Below are 16,888 nucleotides of genomic sequence, written 5' to 3'. Positions count from 1 at the left end.
AAGCGCACAGGACACGGTGGGTGTAGCTCAGTTGGCTAGAGCGACGGGTTGTGGTCCCGTAGGTCGAGGGTTCGAGTCCCTTTACCCACCCCAGTTCTTGCTTCGTGTTGATATCGGGTCGTTAGCTCAGTTGGTAGAGCAGGGGACTCTTAATCCCAAGGTCCAGGGTTCGACCCCCTGACGGCCCACCACACGATATCTCCTCTAAAGTCCGCCACCACGGACTTTAGCTTTGGGTCGTTAGCTCAGTTGGTAGAGCAGGGGACTCTTAATCCCAAGGTCCAGGGTTCGACCCCCTGACGGCCCACCCAAAGTATGTTAAAGCGACTGGCTTAGGCTGGTCGCTTTTTTGTTGACCTCGCATGGGGTCGAACCCGAAAGGGCACAGCCACTTTCACAGATCGAGTCTACCCTGGGGATCAGTAAAACCGGCGCGTCTGCACGGCGAAGTACGCCTGTGCGAGCGCGATTTCTTGCTTGTTTGAATCTCCGTTCTGGGCGATTAAATAGCATGCATAGCGCGTAAGTTTGTAGTCTTTAACTGCGCGAGCGTCGACACCGGCAGTTACCATTTTCGTGGTGTCACGAAAATGGGAATCAACTGGAGTTTTGTTTGTTTCGCACGAGACTTTTGCCCTCTTAACAACTTCGGCAAAGTTCTCTCATCGAGTGTACCCCATGGGTTCCATTAAATCGCGTGCGAGCCAATACTCAACGCCTTCTTCCACATTGGCGTAGCTATCAAGTTCGACACGCCACTTCTCGATATCTCTACTGTCCATATCTCCTCCTCGCTGGCCTATTGTCTATGCGGGCTTTGCCCGCTCTGTATTCAGAATTAGGATACGCTGCCGTGCGGACACGAATGGGCCCCGTGCCACTTCGAGTTCACGGGGCCCATAGATATCGATTAGTTGTGTTTTGCTTTAGATAGGTGTCCAGTTTAATTCGCTCGATAGTGTGATCCGAGACTTTCGGTTCGCTTGCGCATGGCTTTGACCATTTCCTGTGCTAGTTGAATCTGCGATTGCAGGCGGGCGAGGGCTGCGATTTCGCTGTCATTGGCGTGTGGCTTGCTCAGCGCCGTTGCCTCGTCTTGCAGGCTTTCAAGCTGTTGCAGAGCCTTGGATAGACCTGCTTCGGTTCTGTTGATCATGCAATAGGTACTCATCGTGTGCTTAAGGCTGCGTGTCAGGCGTTCGGCATCTGTTGTGGCAATGCCGTACTGGGGGAGGGCGATATCCGCCTTCGGGGCCACCTCAGGTGCTTTCTGTGCTGCCTGGGCTGCCGATGCGCCCGCGATGCGTCCGAACACGATGCCGTTGGCGCTTGACAAGCCACCAATGCGGTCGGCGCCGTGCATGCCGCCTGTCGCCTCACCGCAAGCGTAGAGGCCCTCAACGCCCGTGTGCGCGGTCTTATCGATCTTGATGCCGCCATTAGCGGCGTGGGCATACATCGCAACGCGCATCTCGTCAGTCGGGGCGATGCCGTGCTCGTCTTGCAGCCAGGTGGCAAAGGTCTGCACAAACTCTGGGACATCCTCGCGGGGGAAGTCGTAGTGGAGTGCCAGGCCTTCGACACCTGCCTGATCGATGACGAGATCGATAGCGCGGGAGGCCAAGCGTGACGTGAAGGGACCATATCCAGAGCGCTGCTCGAGCAGGTCGTCCAGCTTGTTGTCGGCAATATCTACCGGCTGGTCAAAATGTACGTAGCGCCAGGTTTTCTCGTTGAAGACCAAGTTGCGCTTGGGCTCGATGAAGCCGGGCATCATCTGCATGAACTCTATATTAGTAAGTGTTGCGCCGTGCGCCAGCGCGATGGCCTGCGAAGAGCTGAGCACATCGGCGGAAGTGAGGCTGCGCTCGAACAGGCCACCCGTGCCGCCCGCAGCGATGATCGTGGCCTTGGCAGCAAAGGGCACGATTCGATTTTCGGTGAGGTCGTAGAGCACGGTTCCGGTTATTCTGCCGTTCATGTCCTCAACAAGGTCGATAAGCTCATGGCGGGGGAGCAGGCGAATGCCGAGCGACTCGATCCGGGTCGTCAGAGCGTCCTCAAGGGGCTTGCGGGTGAGGCCGCGCCACATGCGCGTCTTGTGGTCAAAGCAGGGGATAAACTGCTTTTGCTGAGCGCTTTCGACGCTTTGCGGACGCTGAAGCTCAACGCCCAAGTCTTGCTCGAGCCATTCAATTGCCTGGGGAATGCCGTGGACGAACGTCTGGACGAGTTCAGGGTCGGCAACGCCGCCACCAACGGTCTGGATGGTATCGATGAGGTCTTGTTCGTCGTCTTCGTTAACGGGTCCGATAAGCCCCAGGCCCCAGGTTCCGGGGAAGAAGCTCGATCCACTCATAGTCTTGCCGGCGCTTGCCACAGCGACGGTTGCGCCCGTGCGTGCCGCTTCGATGGCGGCGCAAAGGCCCGCAATGCCAGATCCAATTACCAGTACATCAGTCGATTCCATCGGATTCCTTTCTCGTCCGGCGCATTGTCGCATGGGTGATCGGCAATGGAGCCGCAAAGACTCGGCAAATCGGTAAAGGGCAAATATGGCAGGTGGGCGTCATGGACGTTCTGACGCTCCGTCTCATCACATCTCGTATTTCGCCCCAACTGATATATCGGCATTAGCTGCCCTGCGACAGCGTAAACAAAAAGAGCCGCCACCTTAAAAGGTAGCGGCTCCAAAGCTCAACTATGTGAGCATCGCGCGGGCGCGACTAGGCCTTGAGGGCCTCCTCGACGGCGACAGCGCAGGCGACGGTGGCACCGACCATGGGGTTATTGCCCATGCCGATGAGACCCATCATGTCGACGTGCGCAGGCACGGAGGAAGAACCGGCGAACTGGGCGTCGGAGTGCATGCGGCCCATGGTGTCGGTCATGCCGTAAGAGGCAGGGCCGGCGCCCATGTTGTCCGGGTGCAGGGTACGGCCAGTGCCGCCACCAGAAGCGACGGAGAAGTACTTCTTGCCAGCCTCGAGGCGCTCCTTCTTGTAGGTGCCAGCGACGGGGTGCTGGAAGCGCGTGGGGTTGGTGGAGTTACCGGTGATCGAGATGTCAACGTTCTCGTGCCACATGATGGCAACGCCCTCGCGGACGTCGTCGGAACCGTAGCAGTTAACGGCAGCGCGGGGACCATCGGAGTAGGGGATGGTCTCGACGACCTTGAGCTCGCCCGTGTAGTAGTCGAACTGGGTCTTCACGTAGGTGAAGCCGTTGATGCGGGCGATGATCTGAGCGGCGTCCTTGCCCAGACCGTTGAGGATAACGCGCAGCGGCTTCTTGCGAGCCTTGTTGGCGTTCAGAGCCAGGCCGATAGCGCCCTCAGCGGCAGCGAAGGACTCGTGGCCAGCCAGGAAGGCGAAGCACTCGGTGTCGTCGGAGAGCAGCATAGCGCCCAGGTTGCCGTGGCCCAGACCGACCTTGCGGTCCTCGGCGACGGAGCCGGGAACGGTGAAGGCCTGGATGCCCTCGCCGATGATGGCGGCAGCCTCAGAAGCGGTCTTGGCGCCACGCTTGACAGCGAGAGCGCAACCGAGGGTGTAGGCCCACTCGGCGTTCTGGAAGGCGATGGACTGGGTGTTGTTGACGATCTCACGCGGGTTGAAGCCCTTGTCGGTGCAGATCTGCAGAGCTTCCTCGAGGGAGGCGATGCCGTTGTCGGCGAGGCACTTGTTGATCTTGTCAGCGCGGCGCTCGTAACCTTCGAACGTAACAGTCATAGTTATTTCCCTCCCTTTCTACTCGTGAACCGGGAACACGCTGGCGACGGAGTGAGTCTCCTCGTCGGTGCGCGGGTCGATGTACTTGGCAGCGTTCTCCCACTGACCATAGTGGCCCATAGCGCCAGCGATGGCCTCCTCGGGGGTCTTGCCGGCCTTGACGGCGTCGGTGAACTTGCCGAGGTTCAGGAACTCGAATGCGATGATCTCGTTCTTGTCGTTGAGAGCCATGCGGGTGACGTAGCCCTGAGCGAGCTCGAGGTAACGAGCGCCCTTGGCCTTGGTGCCGAACATGGTGCCGACCTGAGAGCGAAGGCCCTTGCCGAGGTCGTCGAGGGAGGCGCCCACGGGCAGGCCGCCCTCGGAGAACGCGGTCTGGCTGCGGCCGTAAACGATCTGCAGGAAGATCTCGCGCATAGCAACGTTGATGGCGTCGCAGACGAGGTCGGTGTTGAGGGCCTCGAGGATGGTCTTACCGGGAAGGATCTCGGAAGCCATGGCAGCAGAGTGGGTCATGCCCGAGCAGCCGATGGTCTCAACGAGGGCCTCCTCGATGATGCCGTCCTTGACGTTCAGCGTGAGCTTGCAGGCGCCCTGCTGAGGTGCGCACCAACCCACACCGTGCGTAAGACCGGAGATGTCGGAAATCTCCTTAGCCTGGACCCACTTGCCCTCCTCGGGGATGGGTGCGGGGCCGTGGTATGCACCCTTGGCAACGGGGCACATGTTCTCCACTTCCTGTGAGTACTGCATGCCTCTCCTCTCTATCGTGTTGGCGTCCCGTCTGGGGGTCGTGGCTGGCGATTGCCGGGCGACCCTTCGAAAGGGACATGACATGCAGCCCCTATAATACCGCGAAATGCACGGAATATTCGGCGAACGGCTCAGTTTTCGTAGCGAGAAGTCCGGAAGTTTTAATTGAAACGGTTTAACTATATGTTCTGTGGTCGCGAACTTCCGTAGAGGGGGTTCGTCTTGGGCAAGCTTTTGGTCAGCTCTTGTATGCGTTGCGGGGTCTGACCTGTTGCAACGGTGCCGTTCGCCGCCCGTTTACTGCCTTTGGCCGCGCGAGTGTATTGTTTTGCGTGAATGTTTTGATGGCACGCTTCAATCGTGCTGTATTGGATGGCAAGCAGATCCCGGCGAAGGGAGCGCCATGCAGCGCGTTTGGAGAACGGTTACCGGCTTTTACCATGTTTGTGCCCGCGGTACGGGCAAGCAGCTCATCTTTGAGGGCGATGAAGACCGGTGGGATTTTTTGGAGCTGATGCGCGAGTGCTGCCGCGAGGCGGGCGTGACGGTTATCGCCTGGTGCCTTATGGGCAATCACGTGGATCTGGTACTCTCGGATTATGAGGACACGATGAGCGCGGCGATGCAACGACTGCTTTTGACGTACGCTCGTCGGTTCAATAAACGCACGGGGCGCACGGGCCATCTGTTCCAGAACCGTTTTGACCGGCGCTCGCTCGATACCGACTGGCAGGTGATGGAGGCTATTCGCTCCGTACACGCCGATCCACAGGAGGCGGGCGTTGGCCTAATCGAGCGTTATCCCTGGAGCAGCTTTGCGGAGCATCTGCGCGCTTACGACAGTGATGCGGCAGATGCCACGAGGGGATTTTCCGATCCTTCTTGCATGCTTGAGCTTTTTGGTTCTGCCGAGGCCTTTGCTGCCTATTCGCTTTCGACGCCCGAGGGCGGCGAGCCAACGCTGGGCGATATGAAAGAGACGGAGTGGGAACGCCACGCCTTTGCCGACAAGTTGGCGAAGAGCCTCGGGGTTCCGCTCCGCGGGGTTAAAGCCGCACCGCCGGCGCGGCGCGATACCGTTATTGTTGGATTACACGATGCCGGTTTCACGGTGCGCCAGATTGAGCGCTATACCGGGATTGGCAAAAGTACCGTCTCTCGTATTGTGCGTGCCCGCGCGCGGACGGCGATGCGGACTGGCGGAAACGTGATGTAGGGTCGCCTGTGCACCGCAGATGGGGTCGTCCATACGCCGCAACAAGCGTTCAAAAGCTTGGTGCGGTAACTGCACTTCTTAATATGCATAGAACAATCGCCATCTTGCATAAAATAAGGGCTCAGTCCGGGTTTGCCCGTGCCTACCCCCATCTGCGCCGTGCAAAAAACGGAGTTTTCAGCATCGCGGTACTGCCACTACCGTCGCAATTTTGCAACATACGGGCCCCCGAAACTATTTATGTCTGCCGATGCACTCCCGAAGCTCATGTTTGCGCCCCTGAGACCACGATGCTTGTTCTAAAACGCACTATATATGCGCCTGGAGACGTTGATTAACGCTTTCGATGCGCATACACACAGCTTGGCGTGCTGAATACTCGCAAAAATGCACGCCGCTCCCTATGGGACCCGTCTGCAGCAGGCGCGAAGCGAATCGGAGCCCAGCTGGATGGGGCATGGGACGATGCTAGGCGTGCTCGTGGCCCTGCCGCAGGCCTTTGGTGCTGTGGAAAACGCCCGTGTTCGCGTCTGGCTGTGTGGTAAATGACAGACGGGGTGCCGGACGCGCGGACTTTGTGCGTTCGCGCTCATTAGAAAAAACAGAGCCGCCCGTATCGGGCGGCTCGGCAATCAAAAACCTTGGATTCGGGGCATACGCTACTGGTTTGCTTGCCCCTCGAGCATGCCGTCGAGGGTGCGCCAGGCGAGTTCGGCGCACTTGACGCGGGCGGGCATGTGCGAGATGTCCTGGAGCTGGGCAGCCTCATCCAGGTCTTCCAGGTCCTCATCGGAGAGCTGCTCGCCACGGATCATGGCGAGGAAAAGCGCTGCCAGACGACGTGCCTCCTCGACGGTCTCGCCGGTGATGAGGTCGGCCATGATGTCGGCGCTGGCCTGGCTGATGGCGCAGCCGTGGCCGGTAAAGGAAGCCTCCTCGATCACATCGTTCTCGACGCGCAGCTGCAAGGTGAGCTCGTCGCCGCAGCTGGGGTTGATGCCGTCGTGCTCGTGCGTGGGGGAATCCATCTCATACTTATAGTCGGGGTGTGAGTTGTGCTCCATGAACGTGGTGGAGGTGTAGAGGTTACCCATTGAACGTGCTCCAAACGTGATGCAGGCCGGCGATGAACTTGTCGATATCGGCCTTGTCGTTGTAGAAGGCCACGCTGGCGCGGCAGCAGGCAAGGTTCTCGACGCCCAGCCAGGTGAGCAGCGGCTGCGCGCAGTGATGACCGGCGCGGATGCAAACGCCGTCCATGTCCATAATGCTCGCGACATCGTGCGGGTGGATGCCTCGCACGTTAAAGCTGACGACGCCGTGGTGGTTGTCCCAATAGATGGAGCCGATGATCTGGACAAAGTCGAGCTGCATGAGCTCGCCCATTAGGTAGTGAACGAGTGCCTGCTCGCGGGCCTGGATGTTTTCGTAGCCCACCGTGTTGACCAGGTAATCGAGGGCGGCACCCGTGGCGAAGATACCGGCGGCGTCCTGCGTGCCGGCCTCGAACTTTTCGGGGACGGGCGCCCAGACGGCGCCCTGCTCGGTGACCGAGTCGATCATCTCGCCACCGGTAAGCATGGGCGGCATGGCGTTGAGCAGGCCCATCTTGCCCCACAGCACGCCAATGCCCATGGGGCCCATGGCCTTGTGGGCGCTAAAGGCAAAGAAGTCGGCACCCAGGTCGGTCACATCGACCGGCATGTGCGGCAGCGATTGCGCGCCGTCGACGACCAGATAGCCGCCATACTTGTGCACGAGCTTGCCGAGGTTCTTGACCGGGTTCTCGACGCCTAGCACGTTGGAGACCTGACCCACGGCCAGAATCTTGGTCTTGGGACCCACCTTGGCCAGAACCTCCTCGGTGGTGAGTTGGCCGGTCTTGGTGGGGTAGAGGTAGACGAGCTTGGCGCCGGTCTCGCGGCAGACCTGCTGCCACGGAATCAGGTTGGAGTGGTGCTCCATGATGGTGATGACGACCTCGTCGCCGGGCTCGAGGACCGTGGGCGCAAAGCTCTTGGCGACTAAGTTGAGCGACTCGCTCGTGTTACGGGTGAAGACGACCTCGTTGGCCTGGGAAGCGCCGATGACGTCGGCGATCTGCTGGCGCACCTTCGCGATGGCCTCGGTGGCCTCGACGGACAGCGAGTACAGGCCGCGCAGGGGGTTGGCGTTCATGCGCTGGTAGAAGTCGCGCTCGGCGTCGAGCACGCAGACAGGGCGCTGAGCGGTTGCGGCGCTATCGAGAAACGCGATCTCGGGGTGCTGCTGGAACAGCGGGAACTGCGCCTTGTAGGGGTTGGTCTCGATGTCGACGGTAGGCCAGCCGCGCGAGGCCTCGTCACTGGCGTCGAGTTCCATAGGCTCCGGTGCGGTACAGGTATCGCATTTAACGTGCTCGGTGTCGATCATGCGAGCTCCTCCTCGAAGTTGTCGATCAGGTTGTTGCCCAAGCGGACGACGGCGGCGCGGGTGCGCTCGTCGGTGGCGGAAAGCGCGGCGTCCTCCAGCTTGGCGCGGATGAACAGGTCCTCGGCGGCGTTTTGGTCAAGGCCGCGGCAGGCGAGGTAGAACAGCTGCTCGTCACGGACGTGACCGATGGTGGCGCCGTGGTTGCCGGCGACGTCGTCCTCGTCGCAGAGGATGACTGGAACAGTCTTGTTGTCGACGCCCTTGTTGGCCAGGAGCACCGTCTCGCGCTCGGTGCCGGTTGCACCCTTGCAGCCATGCACGAGGTCGATGGTGCCGCGGTAGACCTTCTTGGACGTGCCGGTCAGCACGCCGTTGGCGTCGATCTCGCACTCGGTCTTGCGACCGCGGTGGCGCAGCTCGTAGTTAAAGTCGCGCACCTGTTCGCGAGCGCCCAGGTAATCGGTGTCGATCGTCACCTTGGCGGTGTCGCCCAACAGGCCGCCGGCAAGGCCGGTGGCGCTGGCACCGGCGCCCAGCACGGTGTGCTGCACGTTGACGCGCGCGCCCTCGTCCAGGAACAGGCCGGTGTCGTCGAGCGCGATCCAGCTGTCGTCGAGCGTCTGCGTGCAGGTCACGTTGACGGTGGCGTACTCGTGGGCGCACACGCGTAGCACGGAACCCACGATGCCCTCGCCGGTAACGGGGGAGTCCAGGGCAATCTGCATGTCGAGCGTTGCCTGCGGACGGGCGACGACATCGATGGCGGCGATGGCCGCAGCCGCGTCGACGCCGCTTATGCGCACGGTAACCGTGGCGTGCTGGTAGGCGGGCACATCGATGACGATGCGTTTGGTGGCATGCTCAGCAAGGTAGGCATAGGCGGCCTCGCCCATGCCGGTCTCGAAGGCCTCGGCGGGGGCGAGCTCTTCCTCGAGCTTAATGGCTCCGGCCTGGTAGACCGAGGTGGCGGGCACGTCGAGCTCGGTTTCGGGCGTGATGCGGGCGCGGTCGGCGGCGTCGCCGGGGGCGGAGGCGCGGCGCTCGGGGAAGCGCTCGGCCATGGCGTCCATGGCGGTGTCGAAGGCGTCGGCGGCGCCGCGGAACCGCTCGTCCAGCCCCTCGACTTCAACGGTCTCGGCGGGTGCGGCGGCAAGCTCGTTTGAAAGCTCGAGCTTGGTCTGGTTCATCTTGAGCCAGCCCCAAGTCCCCGCCGGCATCGCGTTGACCTGCTCGAGCGTGGTAGCAGCGGTGTTGGTTTCCTGTTTCATTATCCGATCGCTCCTTCCATCTCGAGCTTGATCAAGTTGTTCATCTCGACGGCGTACTCAAGCGGCAGCTCCTTGGAGACCGGGTTGGCAAAGCCGTTGACGATCATGGTGCGGGCCTCTTCTTCCGAGATGCCGCGGCTCATCAGGTAGAACACCTTGTCGTCGCCGATGCGGCCGATGGTGGCCTCGTGGCCGATATCGACGTTCTTGGCGCGGACGTCCATGGCGGGGATGGTGTCGGAGCGGCTTTGGTCGTCGAGCATGAGCGACTGGCAGCTCACGGTTGCCTTGGAACCCTCGGCCTTGGGCGTGGCCACGATAGAGCTACGGAAGGTCTGGATGCCGCCGCTCTTGGAGATGCCCTTGGTCTCGACCGTTGCGGACGTCTCGGGCGCGTTGAGCACGACCTTGCAGCCGGTGTCGAGGTTCTGGCCGGCGCCGGCAAAGGTGATGCCGGTAAAGCTCGAGCGGGCGCGGCGGCCGTTGAGCACGCTCATGGGGTAGAGGTAGCCCACGTGGCTGCCGAAGGAGCCGCTGATCCACTCGATGTCGCCGTCCTCGTCCACGCGCGCACGCTTGGTGTTGAGGTTGTACATGTTCTTGGACCAGTTTTCGATGGTCGAGTAGCGCAGGTGCGCACGCTTGCCCACAAAGAGCTCGACAGCGCCGGCATGGAGGTTGGCCACGTTGTACTTGGGCGCGGAGCAGCCCTCGATAAAGTGCAGGTCGGCATCGTCTTCGACGATGATGAGCGTGTGCTCAAACTGGCCGGCACCCTTGGCGTTGAGGCGGAAGTAGCTCTGCAGCGGGAAGTCGAGCTTGGTGCCCTTGGGCACGTAGACAAACGAGCCGCCCGACCATACGGCGCCGTGCAGGGCCGCAAACTTGTGGTCGGTGGGCGGGATGAGCGTCATAAACTTCTCGTGGATGAGCGGTTCCCACTGTGGATCGTGCAGGGCTTCTTCAATACCGGAGTAGACGATGCCCATCTTGGACGCCGTGTCCTGCATGTTGTGGTAGACGAGCTCGGAGTCGTACTGCGCGCCGACGCCTGCCAGGTAGCTGCGCTCGGCCTCTGGGATGCCCAAGCGCTCAAAGGTGTTCTTGATGTCGTCGGGCACCGACTCCCAGTCGTGCTTTTGGTCGGTGTTGGGCTTGACGTAGGTGACGATGTTGTCCATGTCCAGGCCCTCGATGGAGGGGCCCCACGTCGGGTCGGGAAAACGGTCGAAGATCTCGAGGGACTTTAAGCGCAGGTCGAGCATCCACTGCGGCTCGTCCTTTTTGGCGCTGATCTCGCGCACGATGTCGGGCGTGATGCCGGCGTCGAGGCGCTCGAATCCCTCCTCGCCATAGGTGAAGTCGTAGAGGCTGCGGTCGATGTCCGCGACCTCGGTGCGGTTCTTGGTCATTGCGTCGCCCCTTTACGCCTGCTGCCCGGCAGCGGCGGCCTCGGCCTGGGCGCGCTGCTCGGCGGCCTCGCGCTCGAAGGTCTCAAAGCCGTTCTTGTCGATCCAGGGGATGAGCGAGGCGTCGTCCTCGCGCACGATGTGGCCCTTGACCATAACGTGGACACGGTCTACATCCAGGTGCTCCAGGATGCGCGTATTATGCGTGATGATGAGCATGGAACCGTCGCAGCTCTTGCGGTAGGCGTCCATGCCGTGGCTGACGGTGGAAAGCGCGTCGACGTCCAGGCCCGAGTCGGTCTCGTCGAGGATGGCGAGCTTGGGCTGCAGCAACAGGAGCTGGAGCATCTCGACCTTCTTCTTCTCGCCGCCCGAGAAGCCCACGCCTAGCTCGCGGTTGAGGTAGGCGGTATCCATGTTGAGCTCGGCCGCGAGCTCCTTGACGCGACGACGGAATTCCTTGCCCTTCATCTCCAGGCCGGGGCGGCCGGCGATGCTGGCGCGCAAAAAGCTCGACAGCGGCACGCCCGGGATCTCGACCGGGGCCTGGAAGCTCAGGAACAGGCCGGCGCGCGAGCGCTTGTCGGTGGTGAGCTCGGTGATGTCCTGGCCGTCAAAGACGATGCGGCCGTCGTTGACCGTGTAGACGGGGTCGCCCATGACCAGGTGGCCAAGGGTGGACTTGCCGGCGCCGTTGGGTCCCATCAGCACGTGGGTCTCGCCGGCGGCGACGTTGAGGTTGACGTTGTGGAGGATGGTCTTCTCGTCCACGGAGGCGGTCAGACCTTCGATGGAAAGCAGCGGATTTGCGCTCATGCTGTCCCTCTCTGTATATGGTGTACTCATGGGTGTGCGAAACCCTAGGAATCTTCTCGGAATAAAGTTACTATGGGTTCGGCGTTAGTCAAGGGAAAGCCCGACTAATCCACTCGACTTTTCAAATTCTGGGACAAAATAACCTGTTGTGTTTGTCCCACTCACTTAAGATTTGGGACAAACAAACCTGGTTATGTTGTCCCAGATGCGATGGGAGGGTAGGTATGCTCATTTCTTCTAAGGGCCGCTATGCCCTCCGACTGATGATCTATATCGCAGCGCTTGGTGACGCCGAGGGCAAGATCGCCCTGCGCGAGGTCGCCGACCGCGAGCGTATCTCGCAAAAGTATCTGGAACAGCTTGTGCGTCCGCTTATGAAGGCAGGCCTGCTTAAGAGCGTGCGCGGCAAGGGTGGCGGCTACATGATGGCCAAGGACCCGGCCGAGGTGCGTGCTGGCGACATCCTGCGCGCCGTCGAGGGCAGCACGGCTCCGGTGGCGTGCGATGGTATCGACAACAGCTGCGCCCGCAGCGATCTCTGCTCGACCGTCAAATTCTGGCGTGGTCTGGACGACGTGATCGAAAAGTACGTCGACGGCGTGACGTTGGCCGACCTGGCCGCCGTCCCCGAGATCAACTTTGACATTAAGCTGTAGGGCTGCAAATGACATCTCTCGACAAGGTGTATAAGCAAATTGAAGTTTTTGCTCGGGAATGTGACGCCGAGAAGGTTGTGCTGTTTGGTTCCCGCGCTCGAGGTGACAACTTGCCTAAGAGCGATATTGACATCGCCGTAGCAGGTTGCCGGGATTTCGGCCGGTTGTCATATTTGATCGAGGAGCGTCTTGATACTCTTTTAGATGTAGATGTCGTCAATCTCGACGAGTCCTTATCGCGTCAATTGCTCGATGAAATTGCCAGGGATGGTGTGATTCTGTATGAAAAAATATGAGAACTTTGTCAGCGCCTTGGCGAATCTTGAAGATGCGCCCAATCAGGATCTCAACAATGATTTTGTTCAGAGTGGTTTGATTAATAAGTTCAATCTTCAATTTGAACTGAGCTGGAAGCTCCTTAAGCGTCTGCTCGAGTATGAGGGCGCCACGCTTGCCGCGTCGGGGTCTCCTCGTGCCATCTTGAAGGAGTCGTACCGATTCTACGACTTTATTGATGAGGCAGCCTGGCTAGACATGCTCAGAGACCGCAATACGAACGTCCATATCTATGACAACAAGCTCGCTCAAGATTTGATTCAGCGTATCCTGAACGTCTATATCCCCGCTTTCTGTCAGTTGAGAGACGGGCTGATGGGACGCTACGGCGATCTTCTTCTGGTGCCCGACGACCAGTTTGTTTAATTCCTTTAGATTTCGCGGATTTCGCGGAGGGTTGTTGCCGTTTACCGAGGGGTTGTTGTGCAACAACGGGCGAGCTGCAATACTTACTCTTATCTTTGCAAACTGCACTTTAACTACACCAATGCAGGGAGGATCTTATGCAGCCCAAGCATTCTGCTATTGTCGCGGGCCTGACGCTGGCGCTTTCGTTTGGCGCCGTTTCCGCGCCGGCACCCGCCGCTGCCGAGGAGCCCACGCCGGGCGTTGCCTCGAATGCGACCGATATCGATAAGGGTCTCTATACCCAGCAGTCCTTCTCGGGCGTGCTGAGGTCGGTCCAGGGCGTTTCGTTTGTTAACGTGACCACCGAGATGAAGTACTTTACCAAGTACGAGAGCCATGGCAACTATAACCAGGGCTTTTCGTATGGCGACGGCTATAACGCGCTGGGCTATTACCAGTTCGACCGTCGATGGTCGCTCATTCCGTTTATGAAGCAGGCCTACAACTACAACCCCGAAAAATACAGCATGCTCAAGGATGCGATTGATCGCGGCAGCGAGATCTCCAACGCGAGCAATGCCATGTACGAGAACGGCCAGCTCACCGAGCTGGGCCATATCGCGCAAGATGCCTTCCAAGGTGCGTACAACACCGATCCTGTTGAGTTCTCAGCACTTCAAGATGCCTATGCGTACAACTCGTACTATGCGGTGACCGAGGCGTGGCTCAAGAGTGGCTTGGGCATTGATGTTTCGGGCCGCGCCGATTGCGTTAAGGGCATGGTGTGGAGTATCACCAACATGTGCGGCACCGGTGGTTGCAGGGACTTCTTCCGCTGGGCAAACCTTTCTAACAGTATGACCGACCGCGAGTTTGTGACGGCGCTCTCCAACAGCGTGGTCAATAACGTGGCGACCAAGTATTCGAGCCAGCCCCAGTATCATGAGGGCTGGAAGAATCGTTATAAGAATGAGCTGAAGGACTGCTTGGTTTATATCGCTGAGGACGAGGCTGCCGCCGCGACGCCCGTGCAGCCCGAGCCCTCGCCGGCGCCCTCGCCGACGCCTGATTCGAATGACGACTCGAGTGACGATGCCAATGATGACAGGATGGATGCGCCCTCGACCGATGCTGACGGTAATGGCTCTGCTGGTGGCACTACCAACGACGGCTCTACCTCGAACGGCTCCGATTCGAACGGCTCTGCTGCGGGCGATTCGTCTTCAAGCTCTGCCGGCAATACGGACAGCGCCGCTTCTGGTTCGACCGACGCTGACACCTCTAACTCATCCACCGGCTCGAGCGATTCGTCCGCTGACACCGGCTCTAACAAAGGCTCTGGCTCTGCCGCAACCCCTGATTCCGATGTTTCCAAGGACAACCCGAATAAGGCACCGGACGCTCCCGTTGCTTCGCCGGACAAGAAGCCTTCTTTCTCCGTGCAGCTTGGTTCTACGCTGGGCTCTTCGCTGATGGCTGGTGTCAATAACGGCTCGACCCAGAACAAGGACAACTCTGATCAGGTTTCCACGGAAAAGACCGAGTCCGATAAGGGTTCTAGCTCTGATGAGAAGGGCGACAAGTCCGCTCAGGAGAAGGACGATGGCAAGAAGTCTGAATCTGAGGCGAAGGACGAGAACAAGGACAAGACCGAGGACGGAAAGCAGCAGGGCGAGGACAGCGGTAAGGGCAGCACCGACAACCAGGTCCAGGAGCAAAATGACTCCAAAACGGTGACCACCACGACCACGACGACTACAACTACCAAGTCCTCGGGCGGTAACATGCCCAAGACGGGCGATCAGATTGTGATGGCGAGCCTTGCCAGTGCAAGCTTGGCCACGCTGGGTGCCACGTCTATCGTAAGTGGTAAGCATAAGCTCGATCAGCAGAAGAAAACTTCTGGGGAGGACGGTTCGGAGGAGTAATCTTCCAGATCGTTTTCTATAAGAGTTTGGGACGGGGTCCAGTGCGGCGGCATCGGACCCCGTTTTTGTTGTGCAACGATTTGTTATGCCCCCTCGGGGGCATGTTGCTACCGTTGCCCGAAACGTTTACATGTCGATATTGTTGCGCTCTACCCGCTCGTTACAATGGGCATCGTGCTGCGTTAGAGGGAGAACTTACGGTGTCTGAACAGGCGAATTATGGTGTTGCTCATGCGTTTGGTGCACGGTTGCTCAATCATGCGGGTAACGCAGCTCTGCCGGTTGATGTACACGACTTTTCTGATGCAATCAATTGGTGTTTACTCGTCGATAAGACTATGTTTATTGCCGATATATTGGACAGCGAAGCACCTGTTGCGCTTTGTTGTCGGCCCAAGGGTTTTGGCAAGAGCATGAATCTATCGATGCTCAAATGCTATTTGGAACGATCTGATCACCGACGGCCGGATCGAAGCCCGTTCGTCGGCACCCAGATTTGGCAGGCGGGCGGTGGTCGCTTTCGTGATGAGTACGCGTGCTATCCCGTCATCTTGCTCGATTTTTCTGCTGCCGCTGCGAGGCGCGACGCCGATGCTGCGGCGGCTATTCGCAGCGCTGTCGCGAACGAGTGCGCCCGATTGCTGCCGCTGCTTGCCGCGCCTGATCTGTCAAGACGTGAGGTTCGTCTTATCGAGAGGGCGGCGCGTGGGGTGGCCAGCGATAGGGAGATCGATGCGGCGCTTGGCGTGCTTATTAAGCTGCTCCAGACAGCTTTCGATGAGCAGGTTGTTCTTCTGATAGACGACTACGACGTGGTGTGTCCAAATGGTTTGGACGCTAAGGACGACGGTGGCGTGGATTTCCTAGAGTCGCTCAGCCGGATGTTGTTTGACACCATTGCCGATGCCGGCGACTCGTTGCGATTGACGTGTCTGATGGGCGAGCGCCCCGGTCATGCCGAGTTTGCGTTGTCCCAACGTGGGGTTTCCTATCGGTCGGCGACAGCGTTGTCGAGTTGGTGTGATCGATGGTTCGGTTTTTCGGACGACGAAGTCCAAGTGCTGTTGGATTGCATCGGTCGCAACGGCTGTCTGGATGACGCGCGTGAGTGGCTCGAGGGCTATCTGTTTGGTGGTTTTTATTGCTCGAGCCCGGAGCGCGTGGTGGACTACGCACAGCGCGATTGCGTCGCGCCCGTTCGGGCGGATCTGTATGGTTACGCCGACCGTCTGAGCGCATGCGTCGGTGACTGGAATCTCATGCGCCTGTCCGCATTGTTCGATTTGGTTGAGCCGCATGGGTTTATTGAGGCGCCAGTGCATGTGCATGCCGAGGAGGTCGATGCCGCCAAGCCCGAAGATATCTGGACTGCGCTGTATCTGTCTGGATTTCTTACGACGGACATGACAGGGCATTCGGAGGACGGCGCGTGCCTTCGTTCCCTGCGCCTGCCTAACAACGAAGTGCGTCAGGCGCTCCGTCTTGTAATTCTGGAATGGTTTGAGTGCGCCGTTGAGGACGTTGGAGTTATCGACTCGTTCCATGACGGGTTGTGTCGAGGAGACGAGGACGCTGTAAAGCAAGCTTTGAGCTGTGCTATCGGCGATCTGGGCATCGATGTGGACAAATCAGATATGCCGACAGCCTATCATCTGGCGCTGCAGGGGCTTTGCTTTGGACTGTCCGGCTATTGCAATCCCAGCTCCAAGCGAAGTGGCGTCTCGGATCGCTGGGATATCCAGGTGATTCCCACCGGTCGGGTGTTTGACGTGGCCGACACGCTCGGCATGCTCGATGAGCGACCGCTCATTACGATCAACATGTTGTATGACCCTGGCGTCGATGCCCTGGGCCTGGAACTGTTAGCGGTTCAGGCGCTGCTCGACATAGAGCGCGACGGCATCGATGATATCCGCGTGCCGCGCCCCGCCGTCGGGCGCATGCGTTGGGGCTTTGGTTTTGACGGTCAGCGTGTGTCCGTGGTGTGTCAACGACTGTAGCGGCGGGCGAAAGCC

14 protein-coding genes and 3 tRNA genes are annotated in these 16,888 nt (G+C 59.6%); 9 read left to right on the top strand and 8 right to left on the bottom strand.

Annotation, left to right across the window (positions count from 1 at the left end; all coding sequences use genetic code 11):
* The first annotated feature begins 16 nt into the window (after positions 1 to 16).
* The 3 genes from DXC67_RS08850 (at position 17) to DXC67_RS08840 (ending at position 307) form a co-directional block, all read left to right on the top strand.
* Positions 17 to 93 (top strand) — tRNA-His (locus DXC67_RS08850).
* 22 nt (positions 94 to 115) lie between these two features.
* Positions 116 to 191, top strand: a tRNA-Lys gene (locus DXC67_RS08845).
* A 43-nt stretch (positions 192 to 234) separates the two neighbouring features.
* A tRNA-Lys gene (locus DXC67_RS08840) sits at positions 235 to 307 on the top strand.
* Positions 308 to 943: 636 nt separating this feature from the next.
* On the opposite strand, the gene DXC67_RS08830 is transcribed toward DXC67_RS08840, so the two are convergent.
* The 3 genes from DXC67_RS08830 to DXC67_RS08820 all read right to left on the bottom strand — a co-directional run bounded on the left by DXC67_RS08830 (position 944) and on the right by DXC67_RS08820 (position 4,484).
* Positions 944 to 2,470: an FAD-dependent oxidoreductase gene (locus DXC67_RS08830; RefSeq protein WP_117638117.1), complete on the bottom strand. Its 1,527-nt coding sequence runs from the start codon at positions 2,468 to 2,470 to the stop codon at positions 944 to 946.
* A 256-nt stretch (positions 2,471 to 2,726) separates the two neighbouring features.
* On the bottom strand, positions 2,727 to 3,731 hold the full coding sequence (locus tag DXC67_RS08825; protein WP_055252290.1) for a GGGtGRT protein: 1,005 nt from the start codon (positions 3,729 to 3,731) through the stop codon (positions 2,727 to 2,729).
* An 18-nt stretch (positions 3,732 to 3,749) separates the two neighbouring features.
* The gene (locus DXC67_RS08820; protein ID WP_006235554.1) at positions 3,750 to 4,484 is read right to left on the bottom strand and encodes an iron-sulfur cluster assembly scaffold protein; all 735 of its coding nucleotides are present in this window, start codon (positions 4,482 to 4,484) and stop codon (positions 3,750 to 3,752) included.
* Positions 4,485 to 4,887: 403 nt separating this feature from the next.
* Between DXC67_RS08820 and DXC67_RS08815 the strand changes: the two genes are divergently transcribed.
* Positions 4,888 to 5,700 carry a transposase gene (locus DXC67_RS08815; RefSeq protein ID WP_117638116.1) on the top strand — a complete coding sequence of 271 codons (813 nt, stop codon included), beginning with the start codon at positions 4,888 to 4,890 and terminating at the stop codon, positions 5,698 to 5,700.
* Between the two features lie 659 nt (positions 5,701 to 6,359).
* On the opposite strand, the gene sufU is transcribed toward DXC67_RS08815, so the two are convergent.
* Genes sufU through sufC form a run of 5 tightly spaced genes read right to left on the bottom strand, consistent with a single transcriptional unit; the run spans position 6,360 to position 11,605 of the window.
* Positions 6,360 to 6,794: a Fe-S cluster assembly sulfur transfer protein SufU gene (sufU, locus tag DXC67_RS08810; RefSeq protein ID WP_117638115.1), complete on the bottom strand. Its 435-nt coding sequence runs from the start codon at positions 6,792 to 6,794 to the stop codon at positions 6,360 to 6,362.
* Positions 6,787 to 8,112 carry an aminotransferase class V-fold PLP-dependent enzyme gene (locus tag DXC67_RS08805; RefSeq protein ID WP_199410711.1) on the bottom strand — a complete coding sequence of 442 codons (1,326 nt, stop codon included), beginning with the start codon at positions 8,110 to 8,112 and terminating at the stop codon, positions 6,787 to 6,789. The genes sufU and DXC67_RS08805 overlap by 8 nt, the downstream gene beginning before the upstream one ends.
* Positions 8,109 to 9,380 carry a SufD family Fe-S cluster assembly protein gene (locus tag DXC67_RS08800; RefSeq protein ID WP_117638114.1) on the bottom strand — a complete coding sequence of 424 codons (1,272 nt, stop codon included), beginning with the start codon at positions 9,378 to 9,380 and terminating at the stop codon, positions 8,109 to 8,111. The genes DXC67_RS08805 and DXC67_RS08800 overlap by 4 nt, the downstream gene beginning before the upstream one ends.
* Positions 9,380 to 10,792, bottom strand: coding sequence for a Fe-S cluster assembly protein SufB (gene sufB / locus DXC67_RS08795; protein WP_117638113.1), 1,413 nt, complete (start codon positions 10,790 to 10,792; stop codon positions 9,380 to 9,382). The genes DXC67_RS08800 and sufB overlap by 1 nt, the downstream gene beginning before the upstream one ends.
* Positions 10,793 to 10,804: 12 nt before the next feature.
* Positions 10,805 to 11,605, bottom strand: coding sequence for a Fe-S cluster assembly ATPase SufC (sufC, locus tag DXC67_RS08790; RefSeq protein ID WP_117638112.1), 801 nt, complete (start codon positions 11,603 to 11,605; stop codon positions 10,805 to 10,807).
* Between the two features lie 224 nt (positions 11,606 to 11,829).
* Here sufC and DXC67_RS08785 point away from each other — a divergent pair, with 224 nt between their 5' ends.
* The 5 genes from DXC67_RS08785 to DXC67_RS08765 all read left to right on the top strand — a co-directional run bounded on the left by DXC67_RS08785 (position 11,830) and on the right by DXC67_RS08765 (position 16,873).
* Positions 11,830 to 12,261 (top strand): Rrf2 family transcriptional regulator, encoded by a 432-nt coding sequence (locus DXC67_RS08785; protein WP_099431873.1) that lies wholly within the window; start codon positions 11,830 to 11,832, stop codon positions 12,259 to 12,261.
* Positions 12,262 to 12,269: 8 nt separating this feature from the next.
* On the top strand, positions 12,270 to 12,557 hold the full coding sequence (locus tag DXC67_RS08780; RefSeq protein WP_089572006.1) for a nucleotidyltransferase family protein: 288 nt from the start codon (positions 12,270 to 12,272) through the stop codon (positions 12,555 to 12,557).
* Entirely contained in the window at positions 12,544 to 12,963 is a 420-nt protein-coding gene (locus DXC67_RS08775; protein ID WP_117638111.1) for an HI0074 family nucleotidyltransferase substrate-binding subunit, read from the top strand. Before DXC67_RS08780 ends, DXC67_RS08775 begins: the two co-directional genes overlap by 14 nt.
* Before the next feature lie 137 nt (positions 12,964 to 13,100).
* On the top strand, positions 13,101 to 14,873 hold the full coding sequence (locus tag DXC67_RS08770) for a hypothetical protein (RefSeq protein WP_117638110.1): 1,773 nt from the start codon (positions 13,101 to 13,103) through the stop codon (positions 14,871 to 14,873).
* Positions 14,874 to 14,974: 101 nt separating this feature from the next.
* Positions 14,975 to 16,873 carry an AAA family ATPase gene (locus DXC67_RS08765; protein ID WP_117638109.1) on the top strand — a complete coding sequence of 633 codons (1,899 nt, stop codon included), beginning with the start codon at positions 14,975 to 14,977 and terminating at the stop codon, positions 16,871 to 16,873.
* Positions 16,874 to 16,888: the final 15 nt, after the last annotated feature.

The organism is Collinsella sp. TF07-1 (genome assembly GCF_003437235.1).
Lineage (GTDB): Bacteria > Actinomycetota > Coriobacteriia > Coriobacteriales > Coriobacteriaceae > Collinsella.
The sequence above is the reverse complement of the archived record's forward strand: the minus strand, read 5'-3'. Positions and strand labels throughout refer to the sequence as shown.